Annotated in this window: 15 protein-coding genes; 6 read left to right on the top strand and 9 right to left on the bottom strand. The window is 62.3% G+C overall.

The genetic code is table 11. From position 1 onward, the window contains the following. Positions 1-25: 25 nt before the first annotated feature. From JM946_RS09275 to JM946_RS09250, 6 genes are all read right to left on the bottom strand, one after another. Complete coding sequence (locus JM946_RS09275; RefSeq protein ID WP_203167010.1) at positions 26-1,510, bottom strand: EAL domain-containing response regulator; 1,485 nt, start codon at positions 1,508-1,510, stop codon at positions 26-28. Between the two features lie 51 nt (positions 1,511-1,561). Next, entirely contained in the window at positions 1,562-3,232 is a 1,671-nt protein-coding gene (locus tag JM946_RS09270) for a CHASE sensor domain-containing protein (RefSeq protein WP_203167009.1), read from the bottom strand. A 3-nt stretch (positions 3,233-3,235) separates the two neighbouring features. Further along, complete coding sequence (locus JM946_RS09265) at positions 3,236-3,748, bottom strand: YfiR family protein (protein ID WP_203167008.1); 513 nt, start codon at positions 3,746-3,748, stop codon at positions 3,236-3,238. Between the two features lie 95 nt (positions 3,749-3,843). Further along, positions 3,844-5,835 carry a TonB-dependent receptor plug domain-containing protein gene (locus tag JM946_RS09260; RefSeq protein ID WP_203167007.1) on the bottom strand — a complete coding sequence of 664 codons (1,992 nt, stop codon included), beginning with the start codon at positions 5,833-5,835 and terminating at the stop codon, positions 3,844-3,846. Positions 5,836-6,037: 202 nt separating this feature from the next. After that, a complete protein-coding gene (locus tag JM946_RS09255; protein ID WP_203167006.1) occupies positions 6,038-7,213 on the bottom strand; it encodes an HD domain-containing phosphohydrolase in 1,176 nt (391 codons plus the stop codon). Continuing rightward, positions 7,213-8,403, bottom strand: coding sequence for a response regulator (locus JM946_RS09250; protein WP_203167005.1), 1,191 nt, complete (start codon positions 8,401-8,403; stop codon positions 7,213-7,215). Before JM946_RS09250 ends, JM946_RS09255 begins: the two co-directional genes overlap by 1 nt. 551 nt (positions 8,404-8,954) lie before the next feature. On the opposite strand from JM946_RS09250, the gene JM946_RS09245 reads away from it, so the two are divergent. Further along, entirely contained in the window at positions 8,955-10,406 is a 1,452-nt protein-coding gene (locus JM946_RS09245) for a hybrid sensor histidine kinase/response regulator (RefSeq protein WP_203167004.1), read from the top strand. Positions 10,407-10,410: 4 nt separating this feature from the next. Here JM946_RS09245 and JM946_RS09240 read toward each other — a convergent pair whose 3' ends face one another. Beyond that, positions 10,411-12,858: a PAS domain-containing hybrid sensor histidine kinase/response regulator gene (locus JM946_RS09240; RefSeq protein WP_203167003.1), complete on the bottom strand. Its 2,448-nt coding sequence runs from the start codon at positions 12,856-12,858 to the stop codon at positions 10,411-10,413. A gap of 323 nt (positions 12,859-13,181) precedes the next feature. On the opposite strand from JM946_RS09240, the gene JM946_RS09235 reads away from it, so the two are divergent. The 5 genes from JM946_RS09235 (at position 13,182) to JM946_RS09215 (ending at position 19,249) form a co-directional block, all read left to right on the top strand. Further along, on the top strand, positions 13,182-14,072 hold the full coding sequence (locus JM946_RS09235; protein WP_203167002.1) for a hypothetical protein: 891 nt from the start codon (positions 13,182-13,184) through the stop codon (positions 14,070-14,072). Positions 14,073-14,164: 92 nt separating this feature from the next. After that, positions 14,165-15,247, top strand: a complete 1,083-nt coding sequence (locus JM946_RS09230; protein WP_203167001.1) for a DHH family phosphoesterase — start codon at positions 14,165-14,167, stop codon at positions 15,245-15,247. After that, positions 15,244-16,458: a UV DNA damage repair endonuclease UvsE gene (uvsE, locus tag JM946_RS09225; RefSeq protein ID WP_203167000.1), complete on the top strand. Its 1,215-nt coding sequence runs from the start codon at positions 15,244-15,246 to the stop codon at positions 16,456-16,458. The genes JM946_RS09230 and uvsE overlap by 4 nt, the downstream gene beginning before the upstream one ends. Positions 16,459-16,686: 228 nt before the next feature. Then, a complete protein-coding gene (locus JM946_RS09220) occupies positions 16,687-18,876 on the top strand; it encodes a PAS domain-containing sensor histidine kinase (RefSeq protein WP_203166999.1) in 2,190 nt (729 codons plus the stop codon). Beyond that, positions 18,869-19,249: a response regulator gene (locus JM946_RS09215; protein ID WP_203166998.1), complete on the top strand. Its 381-nt coding sequence runs from the start codon at positions 18,869-18,871 to the stop codon at positions 19,247-19,249. The genes JM946_RS09220 and JM946_RS09215 overlap by 8 nt, the downstream gene beginning before the upstream one ends. Here the strand turns inward: JM946_RS09215 and JM946_RS09210 are convergent. Together JM946_RS09210 and JM946_RS09205 are read right to left on the bottom strand one after the other, a co-directional pair. Then, entirely contained in the window at positions 19,246-21,873 is a 2,628-nt protein-coding gene (locus JM946_RS09210; protein ID WP_203166997.1) for an ATP-binding protein, read from the bottom strand. The two genes, JM946_RS09215 and JM946_RS09210, sit on opposite strands and share 4 nt — an antisense overlap. Next, positions 21,870-22,730, bottom strand: a complete 861-nt coding sequence (locus tag JM946_RS09205; protein WP_203166996.1) for a CheR family methyltransferase — start codon at positions 22,728-22,730, stop codon at positions 21,870-21,872. The genes JM946_RS09210 and JM946_RS09205 overlap by 4 nt, the downstream gene beginning before the upstream one ends. Positions 22,731-22,886: the final 156 nt, after the last annotated feature.

Genomic DNA, 22,886 nt, shown 5'->3' with positions numbered 1-22,886 from the left:
CAGCCGATGCCACCGCTGGCGTGCGCTACCCTGCCCGCGCCACGTCAGCGAGTTGGATGCGAAGGGTGTCCGTGAAGGAAGGCCGCTCGCTCATGTCCAGCAGCAGTTGTCGGCAGCGCTCCGGCTCCAGGGGCCGGCTGAAGTAGAAGCCCTGCGCCGCCTCGCAATCGTGTCTCGCGAGTGCATCGAGCTGGAGCGCGGTTTCCACGCCTTCGGCGATGACGGTCAGACGCAAGCTGCGCGCCATCGCCATGATCGCAGCCACGATGGCCTCGTCAGTCGCATCGACGCCGAGCTGCCGAACGAAGCTGCGGTCGATCTTGATCGCATCGATGGGCAGACGACGCAGGTAGGCGAGGCTGGAGTAGCCCGTGCCGAAGTCGTCGATCTGCACGCGCACACCCGCCGCGCGCAGCTGTTCCAGCGTCTGCGTATGTCGCGGCAGATTGGCGATGAATGTGCTTTCTGTAAGTTCTAGCGCCAGCTTGTGTGGCGGCATGCCAGTGTCGCGCAGTATGCGACGGACCTGCTCGGCGAAATTCTCCACCTCCAGTTGCGCCGGGGAGACATTCACTGCAACGCCGACTGTCGGCACGCCCTCCTGCTCCCATCGCATGACCTGCTCGCAAGCGGATCGCAGCACGAATTGACCGAGCGGCACGATCAGTCCGGTTCGCTCGGCGACCGGAATGAACTCCCCCGGAGGGATCTCGCCGAGTTGTGGATGGTGCCAGCGCGCGAGCGCCTCCAAACTGACGATGCGGTGCCCCTTCACTGCCACCACGGGCTGGTAATGCACGCCGATCTGCCCTGCCTGCAGGGCGCCGCGTAGTGCGGCTTGCTTCAGCACATTCCAACGCTTCGATTTCTGTTCGTGTGTGACTGCCGACCCCGCGGTGTTCCTGATGTGCCCGCTCGCCTCGTCGACCTCGGCGTTGCGCAGTTGCAGGGCCTGCAACTCCTTGCCGCGTTCGGCGATCCTGCGTTCGAGCGCGTCGATGCGCCGCTGCTCTTCGCGTGCGACATGCCACTTCTGCGAGAGGCTTGCCGCGAGCTGCATGACCTCGATGCTGTCGAATGGCTTTTTGAGAATGAGCAATTGATCCGAGCGCCGGAGCCGGCCATTGAGATCGTGCCAGCTGTAATCGGAAAACGCAGTGCAGATGACCACTTGCACTTGGGGATCGAGCTTCCAGATTCTCGCGATCGTCTCGACACCGTCGATCCCGGGTGGCATTCGCGTATCCACGAAAGCGAGGGCATAGCGGGCGCCGCTCTCGACCGAACGTCGGACCAGCTCCACCGCCTCTTCGCCCTGAAAGGCGGAGTCCAGCTGGAATTCCGGTCGAACGGCGCTCACCCGCGCCTCGCCGAACAAAGCATTTTCGTGCTCGTTCAAGGCCGAGGTCGCATCATCCACTCGTCCCAGAATCCTGCGAAAGTTCTCATGAATCGCAGGATTGTCGTCGACGAGCAGAATGCGGCGATTGCAATGATCTTCTGAGAACATGAAAACTCTGTCCGAAAAAACTGTGCTCGCCCCATTCCCTGCTCGGCCCCATCACGCAACCGACGGCAAAGCCGCCGTCGGTTCCGTGATGGGCAGCTCGAGAATGAAGGCGGCGCCACACCCGACGCCCTCACTGAAAGCGCGCAGCGAACCACCAAGCTCGCGCGCGGCAAGCGCCCCGCTGTGCAGCCCGAAGCCATGACCATCGCGCCGGGTGGTGAACCCGTGCGCGAAGATTCGCGTCATGTTCTCCGAAGCGATACCGACCCCGTTATCGGCGACGCTGACCTGTATTGTCTCGCCTTCGCGGGAGATTCCGATGGTGATGCGCTTGCCCTCGCGGCGCGCTTCGGTACAGGCAAACTTGGCGTTGCGTATGAGGTTCACCAGAATCTGCAGCACCTTGTGCTTCTCGGTGGTGATGACCGGCACGGCCTGGAAATGCCGGACGATATCGACCTCATGCCGCTGCAGCGCCGTGCTGTTCATGCGCAAGGCATCCTCGATCAGCGCGGCCACATCTACCGACTCCTTCAGCCCGGAGACCGTCGCATAGCTTTGCTGCACGGATACGATTTCCTTGATGTGGTCGACGTTGCTGCGCAGGTGCTCGAGTTCTTTCAGCATGCTGTCGCGCTCGACAAGCAAGTGACCGGCCAGTTGCACGAGGTACTCTGGCAGACGCTTGCCGCGTGCATCGCCGGTAAGATAGCTGCCGAGGTCCGCGGAGTGCTCCTGAATCAGAGCTGTCGCCTTGGACAGGTTCTGTGCGCGTGACTGGGTCACCTGCTCCATGACCGTAGTCACTGAAACATTCACGCTATTCAGCACATTGCCCACGTTGTGAAGAACGCTCACCGCGACTTCGGCCATGCCAGCCTGACGCGAGGTCTCCAGCAGTTGCCTGTGAGTTCTCTCCAACTCGGCTTGCGCCTGCTCGCGCTCAGCCGCTTCCTCGCGCAAATCGCGCGTGCGTTCCTCCACCCGCTGTTCGAGTGAAGATCGCGCGTCCTGCAATGCCTGATCCTGGGCTCGAATCTGATCGAGCATGGCGTTGAACCCGTCGATCAGGCTGCCCAGCTCGTCCTCGCCCTGCTTGCTGGCGCGAATCGAGTAATCGTTCTCCGCCCGCACGCGGCTCATCGTCGCGGCAAGATCGAAGATGGGGCGGGAGATCGCGGTCTGCAACTTCTCCGAGAGCAGAAATGCGACCAGTGACGAGGCGACCAGCACGAGCACACCGATCAACCAATAGCGCCACAGCCTCGCCTGCAACTGCCGCATGTCCGACTGGATGTACAGCGCTCCGGCGGGCTCGCCGGCAATCGCGATCGTCCTGAACAGGCTCAGGTGATCGTCCCGGAACTCGTGGCCATCGGCCTTGGCGCGCTCCGGTACCGATCCGGCTGCATTCGCGTCGCGAACATAGCTCGCGAACAGCGCCCCCTCTCGATAAACAGCAGCGCTCGTGATGTTCCGATGCAGATTCAGCGAGCGCAATGTTTGCTCGGCGGACTGAGGATCGTTGAACGCCAGCGCACCGGTCATGTTGTCGCCCACGATCGCCGCGGTCGAAGACAGCTCGCTGACCATCACCCCGCGAAATGTCACGAATTCGTAGGCGATGAACGCGAGGCAGGCGAGCAGCAGCGCCACGCCGCTGGTGAGCATCGTGACGGCGGTGAGCTTATTCTTGATCGGGATATCGCGGAAGGCGGCCATGCTTCACCGGTGGACGGCAGCCGCAAGCTTCTGCAACTGCGAGCTGATACGGACTTGGGATCGATTGGCGGCGCCCACGTCGATTTCGAAGCGCAGCTTCTCGTCCTGTTCTACGAAACAGATATGCGCGAGCGCCGTTCTGCACGGCTGCGCATCGGTCACCGTGAGCAGTGCAAGCTGTTCGAGCTCGGGGCGCATGCGGGCAAACGTATCGTGCTCTTCCTTAGCGATGAACAACATGTGGACCGTCGCAAGCTCCGCCGGAGCCTTGACCGCGACCACCAGGATCGGCCGTCCACCCACGCGTCGATCCGCCACCAGAGCGGACAACGATGCGCGCAGCGCGGCGCCGCCCAACACTCCCACCTTTATCGGCTCCTCGGGTGTTCTGAACCGCTCCGCGGGCCACTCGACGAAGCGCGTGAAGTTGTATAGGAACGCGGACTTGACCCGATGCTCGCTCACACTCTCAGCGCAGGCGGCCGATGCGAAGCTCAGCGCTGCTGTCGCGACCAACAGGCTTCCTAGCAAGCGCTGCACGGCCGACGTACGCGAACGCCCAGCCTGCCGGCCGGCGCGCGCATCACGACCACTACAGCAAGCTTCTGCAATCACGGCTTCGACCCGAATCGCACCAGCAGGCGGCCCTCGACAGTGCGGCCGTTCTGCTCGATCGTGCTCTGCAGGTGCTCGCTCGACGCTGGATACTCCACTGTCGTGTCGAACAGGTTATAAGCACCCAACGATAGCTCGATGGCACGCGCGAATGGTCGTGCCGTGAGGTGCACATTCGTGAGCAGGAAATCTTCCGATCGGGTGCGAGCCAAAGTGAGGGAGCTGCTGCGATACTGCAGCTCGATGCTGGAGACCAGTCGCTCACCATGCAACGGCATGATGAGGTTGAGCTTCGCCAGGTGCCGCGGCGAGCTGCTCAGCTCGCGCCCTGCCGACTCCACCTCCGATTTCTGGAGTGCGTAACTGCCGCGCAACTGCAGCCCGGACGCGAGCTTGCCCTCCACTTCCACCTCTACACCATGGGAGTGAACATCTCCTTCATTGATGTAAAGCTGTGCTCCGCCCTCGACCGCCTGATACGACGTGATGAGGTCCTGCACCTCGTACTGATAGGCCGAGAGACTGAACCGATACTTGCCGAAGTAGCGCTCGTAAACGACCTCATAAGTATCGATCGTTTCGCTGCTCAGCTGGTGCGGATGCGCACCCTCGTGTTCCGCATGATGCTCCGCGGAGCGCTCGTAAGGATTCGGAGCGCGGAATGCCTCGCCATACAGCAGCTTGACCGCTGAGAGTTCGGTCGGGTTGTAAACGAGACCCACGCGCGGCGTGACGGCTCTTTCCGAGATCGCACTGTAGTCGTCGAGCCGCAACCCGAGCGTCAGGCTCAGATTCTCCCGCAGCTTCGTTTCCGACTGCGCGAACAGACCGTACATACGGCTGGAATGCCTGTCCTCGAGGTGATAATTGCCTGGTTCGCTGATGTCATAAACCAACTGGTCCTCGCGCAGGTGCTCGCGGAACTCGCCCCCAAGCACCAGGGTATGCCGATCGGCGATGCTGGTCGTGAGTTGCGCTTCCGTCCCTACCCATTCACCTACGATGTCATAGCGGGTGATCGTGCGATCGACTGGCTCGCCAGGCGCAGCGAGGTTATAAGGATGGAACCCCTCGTAGGTGTAGTTGTCGTAGAAGGCGCGCGCGCTCAGCTGCAGATCATCACTCAACGGCAGCTGATACTTCACGTCTGCATAGCTGCGCCTGTCGATAGTGCGATTTTCGGGGTCGTTGAAGAGAGTGCCAAAAGGCGCCGTGGGTACGGCCTTCTCGCGATGGTTGTAGTACATCGAGGCGCTGAGGCCGCCGTAACGCAGGCTGGTGAAAAACTTGGATGCCTGCTCGCCATCGAGATCGTCGGCGAAACCATCGTTGCTCGCGCCCGGCGCGTCGCTGATGCGCTGGTCATAAGCGGGGTAGTAGATCCGGCTCGCACCCGCGCTGTCGTAGTGTGACCCGGACATCAGCCAATCGAAGCCACTGGAATGCGTGGTGCCGTAGGTAAGGCGGCCCGAATAAGTGTTCAAGCTGCCGGCGCTGCCCTCCGCCTCCAGACCGCCGACGTGCCGGCCGCGCTTGGTGATGACGTTTACGACGCCGAAAAAAGCACTGCTGCCGTACAGAGACGAGCCTGGTCCGCGGATCACCTCCACTCGCTCGATCAGGTCGACATCGACCATCCAGGTACGATCCACCATGCCCGCGTCGCCGACGTTGTCGTTGATGCGGTGACCGTCGACCAGCACGAGCACCCGCGAGGTGTAGTCGCCAGGGCGCTGAAAGCCACGGAAGCCGAGATAGCCGTAGTTCCGATCGTTGCTTACGAAGAGACCTCGCACGCTGCGCAGAACCTCGTCCAGCGTCCGATGGCCGGACTTGCGGATCTCATCCGCCGTCACGATGCTGATCGAGGACGGCGCTCGCGTGACTGGCTGTTCGTATTTCGAAGCGCTGTAGATCGAGTCGACCTTCAACTCCAGCAACTGCTCGATGCTGAGCTCGGCGAGGTCTTCTGTCTGTGCATTCGCCACGGACGTTACGGCGAGCGCGCAGCTCAAGGCGCAGCGGAGAACGGGCAACCGGCGGATATTCATGCGAGTGGAGCGAGTGACATCGAGCTCGTTGCAACAGATGCTAAGTGCGTCGGATCTTCCACGGCAGCGGCGATTCCCTTAACCAGCACCGAGGAACTTCGCAATGCACACGGGGTGTGATGCAGTTCGCCTATGGCGCTCATCGGATCTCCTCCGGCTTCAGCTCGACCGGCTTGGCCGCCTGAACCAGGACCTTGACTTTTTCCGCCAGCAGGCTCGATCCGAGGTTCCGCAGCCGCTCCAGGAATGTTTCCGACACTTCGAAACCGCGAGGGATCAGCAGCGTGCCCATGTGAGTACGAACGTCGGTGAGAATGGTCATGCCCGGACGGACGTGCCGCAGTGGTATGTTCTGAACTTCGTCCACGCTGGGCACGGAACCGATGAGCGCAGCGAATTTTTCCAGCAACTCCGCGCCGAAGCGTGCCGCCTGCGTACGTAATGTTTGTACCGCTACCTCGGTGCTGTGCCCCTGCGTAAGTAGCGCGTCATAGCCGAGCACGATCAGAAGAATGCGCGCGCCCTGGCCGATCGTGCCGTCGCCCAGTTTCTTCAGGCGCTCCTCGGAGTACTGGGTAGCCATCAGAATCTGCAGGACTGGCTCGAGTCGCGGAATGTGCCCGAGGAGCTTCATGGCGACTTCCGGCGCTGCCGAAACCAGAACCTCTTCTTCAGGCGTGAGACGCTCGCCGTAGTAGACCTTCTCCACTGTTTCCACCGGCAGCGACAGATATCCGATCTGAGACAGCATCGCCGCGGCCTCCAGTTGCCAGAATCCGGGGATGCTCAACGCCTCCGCAAAATTCATCGCGAGCCGCTTGATTCGACTGGCGCGGCCGAAGGCGACGGGATTGGCGATCGCCAGCACATCGAGCAGCGCCTGGATGCAGCCGATCAATGTTTCTTGCATGAGCAGGCGCTCGGCGTTCATCAGTCGATGCTGAATCACGCCGGCCTCGACCGCCGCCTTGATCCGATCCGGCGGACACGGCTTGGTCAGGAACCGGAAGATCTGCCCCTCGTTGATGGCAAGCACGGCGGCGTCACGCCCCGGCTCGCCGGTGAGCAAAATGCGGGTGGCGTCGGGATAGCTGCGCATCACCTTGCGCAGAAACGTGGCGCCATCCATCCCCGGCATGCGCATATCCGACACGACCACGGCGGCTCCGCCGATCTCTTGCAGCTTGCGCAGTCCCTCATCCCCGCTCAGGGCGGTGTGCACCTGATAGTCCCTGCGCAAATGCAACGCCAAGCCTTCGACGACGCGTGCCTCATCGTCCACGCACACGACCGTCGCCTGTTTCTGCTCGCTCATCAATGCCAATCTCCGGATGCCTCGTCGGCGCGCCGCTGGGCCTCGCTCCAGTCGAATGGCGCATGCAACGACTGAAGAAGCTTATTGTTCGATTCGACGTCCGCGCCGGCGGGTCGACCGGCTTGTGCGACGATGGTGTGCGCCATTGCGATGGCGGCCAGCGCATCGAAGTGGGTGTGCTCCACGTGATCCGGCATGTATTGAAATGCCACTGCATCGACGACTCCATGGGGCAGCCCCCACAAGCCGAGCAGGTAAGCCCCGATCTCCGCGTGCGAAGCCCCGATGATCTGACGCTCCGCTATGTGCAGCGGAACGGATTGCGTCCGCGCTGACGCCTGCGCCTCCGTCAACAGTCCCGGACACTCACCGAGCAGGACACGATAGCCAATGTTATGCAGCAGCCCGGCGAGCATCGCATCGTCAGCGAAAGCGGTGCCGGCGCTCAGTGCGTGCGCCGTCGCCGCCAGGCGCTGAGCGCTGGCTTGCAACTGCTCGGGCTGCAGGCCCGGTGCGCTGGCCTCGCGCGGCCATTGGGAGAACACTTCTTCCGAAAGCACCAGATTGCGAACCGCCGCGAAGCCGAGATAAGTGATCGCATCGCTGATGCGGGAGATCCGGCGCGGCAGGCGGAAAAATGAGGAATTCACCACCTGCAGGATCTTGGCGGCGATTCCCGAGTCGGCGGACACGATGCGCGCGACCTCCTGTACCGACGCGTTCTGCCCATTCACCATGGTACGCAGCTGCGAATACACCCGTGGCAGAGTCGGCACGCGGCGCAAGCCTCCTACGATGGCCCGTAACCGTGGCTCCTGCAGCAGGTCGTGCATCTGCACGCATCGGCTGAGCGCATTCTCGATCTGCTGCGGATCGCAGGGCTTGCTGAGATGTTGATGTGCGAGGATCGGCAGGCGGACCGATTTGTCTTGCTCCGCATAGCCTGAAAGCACGATCCGCACGATCTCCGGCCAGCGCTCCGCCACGATGGCGAGCAATTGAGCGCCATCCATCACGGGCATGCGCACGTCCGTCACGATGATGTCGAAGCCGCGATGTTCGATTTCCGTGATGGCGCGTGGACCGCTTTCGACGAACACCATGTCGTAGGCGCCACGCAACGGATGCAGCCGCGCACGCAGGCCATCGAGCAGCGCCCGCTCATCGTCGACAAACAACACGCGTTTCATGAACTCTCATTTGCTCCAGAAGATTTTCGCCGGCGGGCGCACGCACGCGAGTGCGATTCGTCGGCTCGTCAACCGTCGGGAACCGACCGACGCGCGCACTGCGTACCTGCGCGCATGTTTCGAATGTCGGCGGCGCTCGAGCCGACTTGAGCCGCTAGGCGAGAGACTGATGGGGTGACGGGGAGATCGTCTCAGTTGTTATGTCCACGAGACCGTTCGGCGTAGTTGAATTGCCTTCATGCCGCCGCACCGCTGCGCGTTTCTCTCACGCTCCGACTCGTGACTGGATGAACGACACGCGATGAGTATTCCGGTATCTAACATCCTGTTTGCGAACATCCCTTCGAGAAAGTCACATCGGCAGTCAGCTCAAGTCGCGCTCACGCCTGCCGACATCCAATTGCGCTCACCTGCTGCCCTTCCGTGTGCTTGCTCACTCATCCGCAACGGCAAACCTCCATGCACCCCTATCCCGCCTGCATCCGACAGATTGACGCGCGCCGCATCCACTGCAATCGGCAATGCGGTGCAGACTTCGTGAGGGAGATCCGATGAGCGCCGTCCACGCACTGCCCACCGCGCGCATCCTGGTAATCGATGACAACGAATCGATTCACCGGGATTTCCGCCGCATCCTGCTGCCATCGCAGCAGGATGCAGTGGCGCTTGCCGAGCTCGAAGAAACATTGTTCGGCTCGACTCAGCGACTGTCACGGACGGGCTTCGAGCTCGACTCGGCCTACCAGGGCGAGGAAGGACTGGCCATGTCGATCCGCGCGCAGGAAGAAGGCCGGCCGTACTCGATGGCTTTCGTCGACATGCGCATGCCGCCGGGCTGGGACGGTGTGGAGACCATCGCTCGTCTGTGGGAGCGCGACCCGGAGCTGCAGATTGCCATCTGCAGCGCTTATTCCGATTACTCCTGGCAGGAGATGGCGCGCAGGCTCGACTTGCGCGATCGCCTGCTGATCCTGAAGAAGCCGTTCGACAATATCGAGATCTATCAACTTGCAACCGCACTAGTGGCGAAGTGGCGCATGTCCCGCGAAGCAGCGGCGCGCATGGTGCAACTGGAAGCCGCGGTCGAGAAGCGCACCAGCGAGCTCCGCAACGCGAACCAGGAGCTGCAAACACAGATCAGCGAGCGCCGCCGCCTGGAGGGTCAACTCGCGTTACGCCATAAGCTCGAAAGCATCGGCCAACTCGCCGCCGGCGTCGCTCACGAGATCAACACTCCGATTCAATACATCGGTGACAGCATCCATTTCCTGCATGCCGCGTATTCCGATCTCGCGACCCTCCAGGATCAGTACGAAGGGCTGCTCGCGTTGGAGCATGAAAGCGTCAAGGCCGCCGAGATGTGTGCGAACGTCAGACAGGCCCTCGCCGGCACCGACGCGCACTTTCTGCGCAAGGAGATCCCGCTTGCCTGCGAACGGGCGCTCGCGGGAGTCGATCACGTCGCCAGGATCGTGCGCGCCATGAAGGAACTTGCACATCCAAGAACTCACGAACTGGCGCCGGCGGATATCAACGAAGCGATCAAGTCCGCCCTCCTCGTCTCCCACAACGAATACAAATACCTGGCGCAGCTCGAGACCCATCTCGGCGAGCTGCCCGCGGTTGTCTGCAGTGTGAGTGAATTGAGCCAGGTGCTGCTCAACCTGATCGTGAATGCCGCGCATGCCATCGAGGCCGCAGGCAGGGACGTATCGACCGGCCGAATCGTCATCCGCACTGCCCTGGACGGCGACCACGTGACGATCGCCATCAGTGACAACGGCACTGGAATTCCTACGGCCATCGCCGACAAGATCTTCGATCCCTTCTTCACGACCAAGGAGATCGGCAAGGGCACCGGCCAGGGGCTGGCGATCGCCTTCGCGGTCGTCGCGAAGCACCGGGGCACTCTCACGTTTCAAAGCGCCGAGGGTCAGGGCACGACATTCACCGTACGCTTGCCAATCCAGCCGGCCGATGTGGCCGCTGCAGTTTTCGAGTAGTGTGTCAGATGCTGCTTTCTCGGGGCGGATGAGCGTCAGCCCGGCGCATCCGCTGGTCATCGATCAGACGACGCACCATGGGCGCCAGCTCCTCTATGGTGTTTGGTTTCAAGATGACGTCCCGCACTCCGACCTCGCGAGCACACGCAATTTCTTCTGGCCGCAGGCAGCCTGAGGTCAGTACCACGTCGGCATCGGGACGTATGTCGAGCACCTGCCTGGCCAGGTCGACTCCGGATACGCCTGGCATGTTGGAATCGGTGATGATGAGATCGAACGCGGTAGGATCGTCCCGGAACGCGCTGAGCGCTTGCTCCGCCGATGTGTGGCCGATCACTCGGTAGCCGCGACGTTCAAGCAGCCGCTGAGTCAGAAACACCAGCTGCTCTTCGTCATCGATGTACAAGATACGTTCGCCTTGGCCCCGTGCCTCATCGACGGGCGCCAATACTTCCGTTGCGCCAGCGGCCTGGTGAATGGCTGGGAAATACACATGAAAGGTCGTGCCGACGCCAGGCTCGCTATCGACTCGAATCGCCCCGCCGTGCCTGTGAACGATGCCGTGAACGATCGATAGGCCGAGCCCCGTGCCCGTTCCGGAGGGTTTGGTGGTGAAGAATGGCTCGAAGATTCGCGGCAGCGTTGCTGGGTCTATGCCACAGCCGGTGTCATGCACGGACAGCCGGACATACTCGCCAGCGGGCAACTCGACGGTATGCGTGGCACATGCGGTCTCCAGCACCAATCGTTCCAGACGTACATCGATCCGCCCGTTGCGCCCCTCCAAAGCGTGCCACGCATTCGTCGCCAGGTTGAGAATGACTTGGTGAACCTGTGAAGCATCGGCGCGAACGCTCGGCAATGGCGCAGCAGACGAAAATACAATCTCGGCGCCGGCCGGCAGGACCGCGTGGAGCAGGCGCACGACCTCATGCGCAACAACCTCGAGGTCCACGGCCTCCGACGATTGCGCCTGCGGCTGACTGAAAGCCAGGATGCGTTGAACCAGGTCCTTCGCACGTCGGCCCGCTTTCAGGATCTCATCGACACTTTCGTGCACAGTGCTGCCTTCGATGGCGTCCTGTCGCGCAATGTGCGCATTGCCCAGGATCGTCGTCAGGAGATTGTTGAAGTCATGCGCAATCCCGCCGGCGAGTGTTCCCAATGCTTCCATCTTCTGGGCCTGTCGCAGTTGCGCTTCGATTTCGATGCGCGCCGCTTCGGCCTTCTTTCGTTCCGTGATATCCACCAGGACGCCGCGCAGCCGGTGTGGCTTGCCTTCGATGACCTCCACGCTGACGAGATCACGAACCCAAACGATCTGCCCATCACGTGCGCACATCCGGTATTCGATATCGTGTACTTCGCCACGTGCGATGCATTCCATGGTGTGGCTCAGCGTCTGCTCCCGATCCTCGGGATGGATATGATCCGACCAGAATCCTGGCTGGTACCACTGCTGGACGGGGTAGCCCAGCAGACGCTCGGCGAAATCGCTGACGAACGTCAGCTGAAAGCTGCTCGGATCGGCTTCCCAAACGACGCCTTCGATTTCGTTGACGAGCGCCCGGTATCGCTTCTGGGAGGCTTGCAACGCCGCCTCCGCGCGCTTGCGCTCGCTGATATCTATCCCCATGCCGATGACGCATCGCTTCCCGTCATAGTCGATGAGCCGGCCGGTGAAGTAATAGGGTTGTGCGGCGCCGTCCTTGGTCACAAGGTCGGCTTGAATCTCGGCGGGACCGGCCTCGAAGACCTGCGCGATACGCGCTTGCACCCGCTCCACGTCGGCGCCGCTGAAGAACTGCAAGGGATTGAGAGCGGCAATTTCCTGGGAGGTATACCCGCTGACGCGCTCCAGATTGTCATTCCACCGCAGGTAGCGGCCCTGCTCGTCGAAGATGTAGAAAACGCCGGGCAGGCTGTTGACGATCTGGTCTGAGAGATCTCGATCCCTTGCGAGCTGCTCCCGAACAGCCCGGTACTTCGTCACGTCGAAGTATGCGCCCGCGAGCCGCGAGGCCAGCCCAGCCTCATCTCGTATGACGCGACCACGCGCGCGGATCCAGCGCCACGACTCATCCGCGCCCCGCGCCCGGAATTCGGTCTCGAAGATTCCGACGGGATCTTTCAGATAAGACTCGAAGTGTTCCTTGAGCCGCAACGAGTCATCCGGATGCAGCAGATGCCGCCACAGTCTCAATACCCGACTGACGTCGAGTTCCGCGAAGCCGAGCCCACCACGCTTCTGCCGCGAGAACCAAACCCTTTTCAAGTGCAGGTCATAGCTCCACACACCGGCCTCGGAAGCCGCTAAGCCGACCAGCACCCGATTCAGCAATTGTGTGGAGGCCCCCTCGGAGCGGGCAATCTCCAGGAGCAGAGCAGCGGGGCGCCTCCTCCGATGTTCCTGCTGAGCGAGCTGCTCGTAGATCGGGTCGTCAGGATTCACGCGTCATGTCGACTCTGGCCATGGTGAGACAGCAACCATCACAGACTGACGAGAAGGAAGGAGTACGCGAAAACCCTTGTAAGGAATCATCGTCCTCAAAGTGCTGAGTTCTCGATCGTGTGGCCGTTGTGTTTGCTGGTAATACGAACCGAGACCGTCTTTTAATCCAGGAGCGGCACATTTTTACCGCCAACCCGAAATGTGACCGCACTTACATCTAACCGGCGGCGGCCGAGTGCGATCGATGCGAACCGCGCGCCGTGGAAGAAACGAGCCTCTCGCGACGTAGTCCTCCGGACATCACTCTTCATCCGGAGTCTTCGATGAGCGTTCAACGTAGTTTGCTTGCGATCTATTCTCTGATCCTCGCCACGGCCGACGCCGGCGCCAGCGCCGCCGAGACCCGCTCCGCCACCCTGGGCGTGCAAGGCGACGAACTCGGCAATCGCGAGTGGCTGGGCAAGCTCGCCTTCTCGCTGGGCGAACATGCGTGGGTACAAGGAACGTTCGGTAGAACAGATCTGGCGCTGGCCGGGGCGGGCAACAGGCGACTCGCCGGCGCGGCTTTCGGCTTGAGCGGGCAAACGTTCAGCGCTGCCGTCGAGTTCGCACAGCGTTCGGACGATGCGCGGTTCAAACAGCAGACCTGGGTCGCGGCGCTCGACTGGCGTGGTGTGCGGGGTGGCTTCGGCGTGGATGCCCTGGCGCGGTCCACCGATGCGCAGACGACACAAACGATGCGGTCGGGCGGAGCTTTCTCATCGCCCGTGAGCACGACGATCAAAGAGTCCGCGAACGGCACTGGATTCGGCATTCATGGAGATTGGCAGCTGACGGCGCGCGCGAGCATAGTTGCTGGCTTGATGCGCTATCGATATGACTTCGATCTCCGCTCCGACGCGGCTGCACCCTCCTCGCCGCTGTCCTCCCTGCTGGGCTTGAACGCGATTCCTGCCGGCGTGTGGCGCGAACAGGCATTCATCGATCGTTCCTATCGGATCGGAGGCAAATATCACCTGCAACACGCGAGCATCGGGGCTCAATATTTCCGCGATCGCGTCGCGCGTTCGGATGCGACCTCGAGCACCTGGCAGTTGCAAGCTGACCTACCCGTTGGCGAACACTGGCTCGTCAGCCCGCTGATAGGTTATTCCTCGGGTGTCGGATCGGATGCCACGGGCTATGGCGGCCTGAGTCTCAACCTTAGGTGGTAGCTCGTCCGCGGGGCCTTTCAGCGGTAGGGAGCGAGGTTTCGTGGAACTTCGCACAGTCCGGCCCGTTCGATGGCGAGAACGGGAGAACGAGGATGCGCAACCCTCATAGTCCTCCGTCGCCGGACAACGCCGCCGCGGATGCCGAACATCAGCGTGCATTCGCCGCGGGCCTGGCGACGTTCGGAAACGAGCCGGTGCTGATACTGGCTCATCACGATGCGGACGGGCTGGCATCCGCGACGCTCTTTGCGAGAACGCTGCCGGCGATCGGGCGGCAATCCGAAGTTCGCTTGGTTGGGCGCGGCGAGAATCCGTGGTCGGCGGAGATCCGCGCGGAGTTGGCACGTCGAAAGATCGGTGGCCTGATCGTTGTCGATCTGGGCGCGCGCGACGGAGTTCTCCGCGAAGGCACGCCGACTATAGTGGTGGACCACCACGTTCCCCAAGGCGCTCCCGCGGCAGCCACTCTGATCACTGGATTCGGGATGAGCCCGATTCCTACGTCCAGCCTGCTCTCCTATCGATGCGCTTCGATACTGGCGGACGCCACGCACCTGCTCTGGCTCGCTGCAATTGGAATCATTGGCGACATGGCCGAGGGCCTCGGATTCCCGGAGATGGATCAAGCGCGAGCCCGCTATGGATTGACCGTACTGCGAGCAGCGACCACGCTCATCAATCAGCCGCGTCGCTCGTCATCGGGCGATGCCACCCCCGCGCTTGCGCTGCTGCTCAAAGCAAAGCACCCGCGCGAAATCGTTTCGGGCGAACATCCAGAGACCGCGCAACTCATCGCCGCTCGCGACGAAGTCAGAAGCGAGCTCGAGCGCGTGCGCCGAACCGCTCCCCGAGTCAACGCCGAGGTGGCGCTCATACAATTCGCTTCGGCTTGCCAGATTCATCCGCTGATTGCGCAGATGTGGAGCCAAAGGATGAAGCGCCGCGTCGTTATCGCCGCGAATCATGGATTTCGCGCGGGCTGGGTTCACTTCGCGGCCAGAGCGGCCGCAGACGTGGATCTCGTGGCATTCCTTCGCGATCGCGCCCCTGCAGTGACCGACGCCAGCTACGGCGGCGGCCATCGCAAGGCGTCGGGCGGAGCCTTGCAGGTTGCCCGGTGGAACGAGTTCGTTGGCAATCTCGGCTTCGGCGCCGAAGCGCAGGTTGCCGAATGAGCGCCCCGGACTTGAGGCTCGGCTTCGCCGTGAAGGTGCTCGGCCAGCCCGATCTGAAGTCCAATGACTCGCGTCGCTGGGCCAACCACCCGCACTTGAAAGTCTCCCTCGGTTATCTCGACGCGATCTTCGATTATCTCGCCAAACATCAGATCCGCATGTACCGGATGTCTTCGGACCTGGCGCCTTACGCGACCCATCCCGACATGCCGCAGTTTCACGGAATGGTCAAAGAGAGCGCGAGCGAACTGCGCGCGATCGGAGCAAAGGCGCGGCAGCTCGATATCCGGCTGTCATTCCATCCTTCGCAGTACGTCGTTCTCAACAGCCCCGATTCGACATTGACCTTCAAGAGTATCTGGGACCTGACCTCGCAGGCCGAGATGCTCGACCTGATGGAGCTGGGGCCGGAAGCCGTGATGGTGATTCACGTGGGCGGTGTCTATGGCGATCGAGCGGCGAGCAACCAGCGCTGGGTGGAAACCTGGCAGCGTCTGCCGGAACCGGTGCGCCGTCGTATGGTGCTGGAGCACGATGACATCCGCTTCAGCGCCTCCGACACCCTGTGGATCCACGAGCACACCGGCGTGCGGCTGGTCTTCGACCATCAGCACTTCTGGTGCTTGAACCCGGACCGATTGGATCTGCGCAGCACGCTGGCTCGCATGGTGGCCACGTGGCCCGAGGGTGTCCGCCCGAAGATCCACTTCTCCTCGCCACGCACGGAGCTGCGCGAGCTCAAGCGAAAGGATCCCGCGACACGCAAGAACACGATCATCAATGTCGCGCCCGTCTGGACTGGCCACGCCGATTTCTGCCACCCCTTCGAATTCATCTCGTTCATGCGCCTGGCCCAGGGGCTCGACTTCGACGTGATGCTCGAGGCGAAGGCCAAGGATCTTGCGTTGATCCGATTGCGGCCGGATCTGCTTCGCTACGCTCCCGACGTCGCCTCGCGTTTCGGAATACGCGCGGCGGATGCCCAAGAGCTCGAGCGTGAGAAGGACGCATTGATGAGCGAGGGGCCAGAAGGCGACATGGATGCGACGAGCACAGTCGCACCTTCCAAACCGAGCGCCCGCGCCAAAACCGTTCCAACCAAAACGGCTCGCCCCCGTGGCGGCGCGGGTGGCAAGCCGGTCCGGGGCCCTCGCAAGCACCGCGTCGCGAACAAACGAACCGCCCCCACGAGGAGCAAGCAGCAACGCTGAGCCGCCAGGCGCGTGCGGCGCTGATCATACTCGTGTGGCCCAGTTTCCAGTTTCAAGCCTACGTGGGCGGGCACGTACATTTGTGCCGACAGCTTCAGCCGGCAGCAATCGAGGGAGGCCACCATGCTTTGCTGGTAGACTATGCGTGGCCCGCCCTGTGAGCGGCAGACACCTTAGCCGCCGTTGCCTGGCCACTCACTAGTCGAGACCCCGACTGAGGAGACCGACATGTCCAACGTAGAAGAATTCCCGCTGGCTGCCCGGCGCCCCACGGAATATGAGGCGCTGGTCGCGGCGGGCGCGAGCGCGCTCGATGCGATTCCGGGCGCAGTGTATATCTGCGACAACGAGGGCTGGTTGGTCGCGTACAACAGCGAAGCCGCAAAAGTATGGGGTCGCGCTCCCGAGTTGGCCGAAACCAGGGAACGCTTCTGCGGGTCTCATCGCCTGTTCCTGACGGACGGAGCACCGTTGGCGCACGAAGTCTGTCCCATGGCGGAAGCGGTCCGATCGGGCGTCGAGACCAGAAACGCGGAGGTCGTGATAGAACGACCGGATGGTTCCCGGTGCGTCGCGCTCGTGAATATCCGTGCCCTCAAGGATCACCGCGGCAGGATTCAAGGAGCGATCAATTGTTTCCAGGACATCACCGCTCACAAAGCGATCGAAGACGAGCTGCGCCGCAAGCACCAGGATCTGGAAGATTTTTTCGAGAACAGCGCAATCGCGCTGCACGTCGTCAGCGGCGACGGCATCATCCAACGGGCGAATCAGGCCGAGCTGAACTTGCTCGGGTATTCACAGCACGAGTACGTGGGGCGGCACATCGCAGAGTTTCATGCGGATGCGCCGGTGATCGGTGACATCCTGCACCGGCTGGCGAGCGGGGAACAATTGGAGCGCTACGCCGCGCGCCTGCGAGCGAAGGACGGGTCGATCAAGCACGTCCTGATCACGTCCAATTGCCGTTTCGAACACGGACGGATGATCAACACGCGCTGCTTCACTATGGATGTTACGGAGACTTACGAGGCCGAAGCCGCGCGACGCGCGAGCGAAGCCCGCCTGGCGGCAACCTACGAAGCCGCGACAATCGGGATCGCCGAAGTCGACGAACATGGCAGGTTGCTTCGTGTCAACGACGCGTTATGCAAGATGCTGGGGCGCTCCCGCGAAGAACTGCTCACGATGAGCTTCCTCGACTATACGCATGAAAGCTCCCGCGAACAGGACTCGGCGTTTTACGCGCGTCAAATCCGGGGCGAGATCGACAACTACGTCATACGCAAGCAGGCCATCAGGCCCGATGGAACGTCGCTTTACCTCGATGTGTACAGCTCGTCGGTGCGCGGCGCGAATGGTCGCTTCGGTCACGGAGTTCGAGTCGTCCAGGATGTGACGGCTGCAAAGCTCATGGAAGATCGGATCCGTGAGAGCGAACAGCATATGCGCGATCTGCTCGAGGCGCTGCCCGCGGCGGTCTACACGACCGATGCGGAAGGTCGCATCACCTTCTTCAACAAGGCCGCGGTAGAAATGGCTGGTCGGACGCCGCTGGCCGGGCAGCAATGGTGTGTGACTTGGCGCCTGTACACGCCCGAAGGCGTGCCGCTGCCGCACGATCAGTGTCCGATGGCAGTTGCTTTGAAGGAGGATCGTCCGGTCCGGGGTGTGGAGGCCGTGGCGGAGCGCCCTGATGGCAGTCGCGTTCCTTTCATTCCCTACCCGATGCCCCTGCACGATGCGAACGGCAGGCTGACCGGCGCGATCAACATGCTGGTCGACATCACCGAGCGCAAGCATGCCGAGAACCGGCAGAAAACTCTCATCGACGAGCTGAACCATCGCGTAAAGAACACGCTTGCGACGGTGCAGTCGCTGGCGCTGCAAACAGTGAAGCACGCCGGGAGCCTGGCGGATTTCGCAAACAACTTCCAAGCGCGGCTGCTGGCTCTCGCTCGAGCGCACGATTTGCTCACGAAACGCCATTGGCAGAACGCCCCCCTTCGCACGCTGGCAGAAGAGGTGCTTGCCCCGCTGGCCGGTGGTGCGCAGGCACGCATGACCATCGAAGGGCCTTCGATCGACCTCACCCCGCGCGCCGCGTTGAGCTTCACCATGGCGCTCGGCGAGCTTGCGACGAACGCGACGAAGTACGGTGCGCTCTCGTCCGAGAACGGCACTTTGTCGCTTCGATCACAGCGGATCGAGACGGCACAGGGTCCAGCGTTGCGCATCGAATGGCGCGAGCGCGACGGCCCGGCCGTAACACCGCCAACTCGGCGGGGCTTCGGCGTACGATTGATGGAACGCTGCATCGAGACTGATCTCGGTGGTCAGTTCGAACTGGTGTTCGAGCCCAGTGGTGTGTTCTGTCAAATGATCCTGCCCATCGCGAGCTGTGCCGAGAATGGTTGATTTCACCGGCCTGCGGGCGCTGATCGTCGAGGATGAAGGAGCCATCGCGCTGCTCATCGAGGACATGCTGCTGGATCTCGGTTGCGAGATCGCCGCGGCAGCGGCCGAGCTGGGCAAGGCCTGCGAGCTGGCGCGTACGGCTCGAATCGACTTTGCAATCCTGGATCTGAACCTGGCGGGCGTTTCGGCGCTGCCCGTCGCCGAAATCCTGCGCGAACGCGGCATTCCGTTCATGTTCAGCACCGGCTATGGAACGAGCGCAGTATCGGGAGTCTTCGAGCGCTATCCCGTCGTGGCGAAGCCGTTCGTGATGAACGAATTGCGCGACAAGATCGCCGCCGCCCTTGACCTTGCGAAAGGACGCGCTGGCTAGCGATTCTCGCCAGCGGCGCTACGACGGCCCGCTTCGGTCATCAATATCTCGGTGAGTCGCGCAACGCGTAGCGGCTTGGCGACGTGGACGTCGAATCCAGCGGACTTCGCCAGGTGTTTGTCAGTCTCGGATGCATAGCCGGTGACCGCAATGAGTAGCGCGGCGCTCGTTTCAGAGCTCTGGCGAAGCGCGCTCGCGACGTCGTAACCGTTCATATCGGGCAGCCCGATATCGCACAGCACGACATCGGGCTTGAAAGAAGTCGCGGTCTCGATACCAGCGACTGCGGAGTGCGCAACGGCGACTTCGTGGCCGTCGAACCGAAGTGCTTCGGCAAGGGTCACAGCCGCATCCACGTTGTCTTCGATGATCAGTATCCGATGTGCGGCCGCGAGCGCGACTGGCACATCGGGCGCTACGGCATTCGCGTCCTGCAGTGTCGAATCGGAGGCCTCGAGCGGCAGGCGAACCGTGAACTGCGCGCCGCGACCTGGTCCGTCGCTATGCGCCTCCACCGTACCTTCATGCAGCGAAACCAGCGCCCGCACCAGCGCAAGGCCCAGCCCGAGGCCGCTGTTGGTCCGCGCCAGCCCGGTGATGCCCTGACTGAACGGCTGGAACAGACGGTTGAGGAGATCCGCCTCCATGCCGATGCCGTTGTCGGCCACTTTGACCACCGCCGCACCGTGCGCGTGATCGATACGCACCGAGATCGTTACGCGACCCGACGTGTCACAGAACTTCAAGCAGTTGTTCAGCAGGTTGCCGATCACCTGACAAAGCCGAACTCGGTCACCCGCGACCATCACCGGGCTGTTCGGCAGATCCAACTCCAGCGCGATTCCCGCCTGCTCGAACGCCGCTCCAAGGTCCTCGACGCACGTACGCACCACCTCGATCAGATCGAGCAGTTCGCGCTGGATGTGGATCTTGCCTTCGCTGATGCGCGTGATATCCAGCAGATCGTCGATCAAGCGCACCAGATGCATTGCCTGACGCTCGATGATCGCCTGAGCCTTCTGCGCGCTCGAGCTTCCCGGCGGTACCTGCTTCAGAATGACGAGGCTGTTGGTGATAGGCGCCATCGGGTTGCGCAGCTCGTGAGCAAGCACGCCCAGGAATCGGTTCTTGCGCTCGTCGGCATCGACCAGCGCGGCCGCATGCCGCCGCAACTCGTCGCTCTGCTGAATGAGCTCCTCGTTCTGTGCCTGCATCTCCTCGTGCTGAAGCTGCAGTTGTTCGCTTTGCGACTGGATTTCCTCGCTCTGGGCCTGGATCTCCTCGTTCTGGACCTGCAGCTCTTCGTTCTGTGCCTGTATTTTCTCGTTGCTTTCGCGCACTTCGGCGAGCAGCGCCTGAATCGCCTCGACCGAGCGGACCTTCTCCAGCCCGATGCTCAATTGCGTGGCGCTGGCGGCAAGAAACTCGCGTGCGTCCTCGGCAAGCTCGCCCAATGCACCGACCAACAGAACCCCGTGGAGCGCCTCGCCCACCACGAGTGGCAACGCCGCGAGGACGCTGGGCGGCGCCGAGTCGTAGCCCAGTTTGATTTGAAACTCCGAGCGCGCCGGGATGCGGTCGATGTAAATGGGCCGACGTTCCAGCGCCGCCTGCCCTGGAATCCCTTCGCCAATGGCAAACGGCCCCACCTCGGCCGTCGCGTAATGGGCAAAGGGCACCAGCGTGTTCGAATCTTTCGCCCAATAGACGATGCCGACGATCGCGCCGAGATAGCTCGAGATCGCCTGCAGCGCTCGATTCGCCAGCTCCTCGCGCTCGAGAGTCGAGGCAACCGCGCCCGCCAGCGCACCATCTGCGCGTAGACGTTGTTCTCGACGTTCGAGCGCAACCGCAGCGCTACCTATCGCATCCGCAAGACGCCTCATCTCGTCTCTCGATCTGCCCGCCGCCCCGACCAGCGGCGCGAGATCGAGCGCGGGTTTCCAGTTCCCGTTCTTCATTGCGTCGGCGGTGGTCACCAATGCCTGCGCTGGCCCACTCACGGCGCGCGCAGTGAGCACGGCGAGAGGCGTGAGGATGAAGGCAGCCGCAAGCGCCATGGCGACGAGCCCTTTGGAGATACGTTCGCGAACCTGTGCGATTTCAGCTAACGCCGCGGTCGCTTTGCCTGCCTGGATGTCTTGAAATGCGCCTGTAACACCGAACAATTGCTCGCGTAATCGCGCAATGGAAGCCTCGGCCTCCAGATCGACAGGCCCCGTCAGGCGTCTCCGGACGATCGCGCGGGCCTGCAGGAGATACTCGCCCGTGATTGCTTCAATCTGCAGATACGCGCTGCGCCCATCCGCCTCCATCACGGAACGAGCAAGGTCATCCAGCCGGGAGCGTACGCTCGTCACCTGTTCCTCGAACGCTTTCACCCGGGCTGGCTGCGGATCGAGCAGGACCGAACGCAGAGCGATGCCAGTGTTGAAAATGCCTCGTTCGAGCGCGACGGTGCGATCACGCAGCGGCACAACTCGCTGGGAATACGTTTCCTGCATGCGTGCGCTGCTTGCATGCCAACTGAAGAAGACCGCCAACATCGTCGCCACGATGACAAAGAACAAACCGAAGCCGATCGCCAGGCGCTGGGCGATGCTGAGATCAGGCCAGCTTCTCATGAGTGGGTGATTCCAGGGTACAGACGAAAGATTCTTGTCTTGTGGGGCAGCGGCTGCAGACTGGCCGCGAACTGGGGCATCGGCCACTCGGCCTCACCCAGGCAGAGAAATCCGCCGGGACGAATGAAACGGAGCAACGTGGACAAGGTGTGCTCCTGCATCTCGCGTTCGAGATAGATCAGCACGTTGCGACAGCAGACGAGATCGTACTGCCTCTGCAGGGAGGCGGCCGTCAGCGCCGTGATGTCCTGGCGCGTGAAACCGACGCGCCGACGCACAGGATCGCAGACTCTGAAGCGCTGCCCCTCGGGCTCCAGATAGCGCTGTCGCAGCTCCGGCGGCAGTTCATCGAGCGCAGCCTCGTCGTACAGACCCACAGCCGCCGCCGTGAGGGCCTGCGAATCGATATCCATTGCCTCGACCGTTCCGGGCACTCCGGCATCCTCGAGCAACATCGCAAGGGTGTACGGCTCCTCTCCCCGCCCACAGCCGGCGCTCAGGATTTGCAGCGGCGAATCGCAACGCCGGGCCGCCCACTCGGCAATCACCTGCTCGCGCAAAACATCGAAAGTGACCGCGTTCCGATAGAACCGGCTGACCTTGATCGTGACCCTGCTCAACAGGTGCTGCGCTTCATCCGCATCCGCTCGCAGCAGGCGCAGGTAGTCTTCGAAGGTGCGCGTGCGCGCGGAGAGCATCCGGTTCAGGACGCGTCTGCGTACGGTGCCGAGCCGATAGCGCCGGAAATCGACCCCGGAACGCTCGCCCAGCACACCCAGGATGGCGGCAAAGGCATTCTCGTCTTGCGCTGATGGAATCTGCTCCGCGCCGGCGGGCGCAGCCGAGGGCGCTAACATGCTTCGGAGTTACTAATTGTCCTACGATGGATGACGGACTGTAACTCTTTCCGCCCGTCGGTTCCACGCCACCCCCAATCGCAACCTTCGTCGGCACTCGTTGACTGATCGGGATGGAACAAATCTCCCAACACGGGAGTTGGGCCAGTTGGCCTG

It is taken from the genome of Steroidobacter gossypii (genome assembly GCF_016801985.1).
Taxonomy (GTDB): Bacteria; Pseudomonadota; Gammaproteobacteria; order Steroidobacterales; family Steroidobacteraceae; genus Steroidobacter; species Steroidobacter gossypii.
Note: the sequence above shows the minus strand (reverse complement) of the source record. Positions and strands in the feature narration are given on the sequence as shown.

Bases quoted from the DNA above. Each gene is read 5' to 3' on its own strand.
- JM946_RS09275 (WP_203167010.1), bottom strand. From the start codon at position 1,510: ATGTTCTCAGAAGATCATTGCAATCGCCGCATTCTGCTCGTCGACGAC.
- JM946_RS09270 (WP_203167009.1), bottom strand. From the start codon at position 3,232: ATGGCCGCCTTCCGCGATATCCCGATCAAGAATAAGCTCACCGCCGTC.
- JM946_RS09255 (WP_203167006.1), bottom strand. From the start codon at position 7,213: ATGAGCGAGCAGAAACAGGCGACGGTCGTGTGCGTGGACGATGAGGCA.
- JM946_RS09250 (WP_203167005.1), bottom strand. From the start codon at position 8,403: ATGAAACGCGTGTTGTTTGTCGACGATGAGCGGGCGCTGCTCGATGGC.
- JM946_RS09245 (WP_203167004.1), top strand. From the start codon at position 8,955: ATGAGCGCCGTCCACGCACTGCCCACCGCGCGCATCCTGGTAATCGAT.
- JM946_RS09235 (WP_203167002.1), top strand. From the start codon at position 13,182: ATGAGCGTTCAACGTAGTTTGCTTGCGATCTATTCTCTGATCCTCGCC.
- JM946_RS09230 (WP_203167001.1), top strand. From the start codon at position 14,165: ATGCGCAACCCTCATAGTCCTCCGTCGCCGGACAACGCCGCCGCGGAT.
- uvsE (WP_203167000.1), top strand. From the start codon at position 15,244: ATGAGCGCCCCGGACTTGAGGCTCGGCTTCGCCGTGAAGGTGCTCGGC.
- JM946_RS09220 (WP_203166999.1), top strand. From the start codon at position 16,687: ATGTCCAACGTAGAAGAATTCCCGCTGGCTGCCCGGCGCCCCACGGAA.
- JM946_RS09215 (WP_203166998.1), top strand. From the start codon at position 18,869: ATGGTTGATTTCACCGGCCTGCGGGCGCTGATCGTCGAGGATGAAGGA.
- JM946_RS09210 (WP_203166997.1), bottom strand. From the start codon at position 21,873: ATGAGAAGCTGGCCTGATCTCAGCATCGCCCAGCGCCTGGCGATCGGC.
- JM946_RS09205 (WP_203166996.1), bottom strand. From the start codon at position 22,730: ATGTTAGCGCCCTCGGCTGCGCCCGCCGGCGCGGAGCAGATTCCATCA.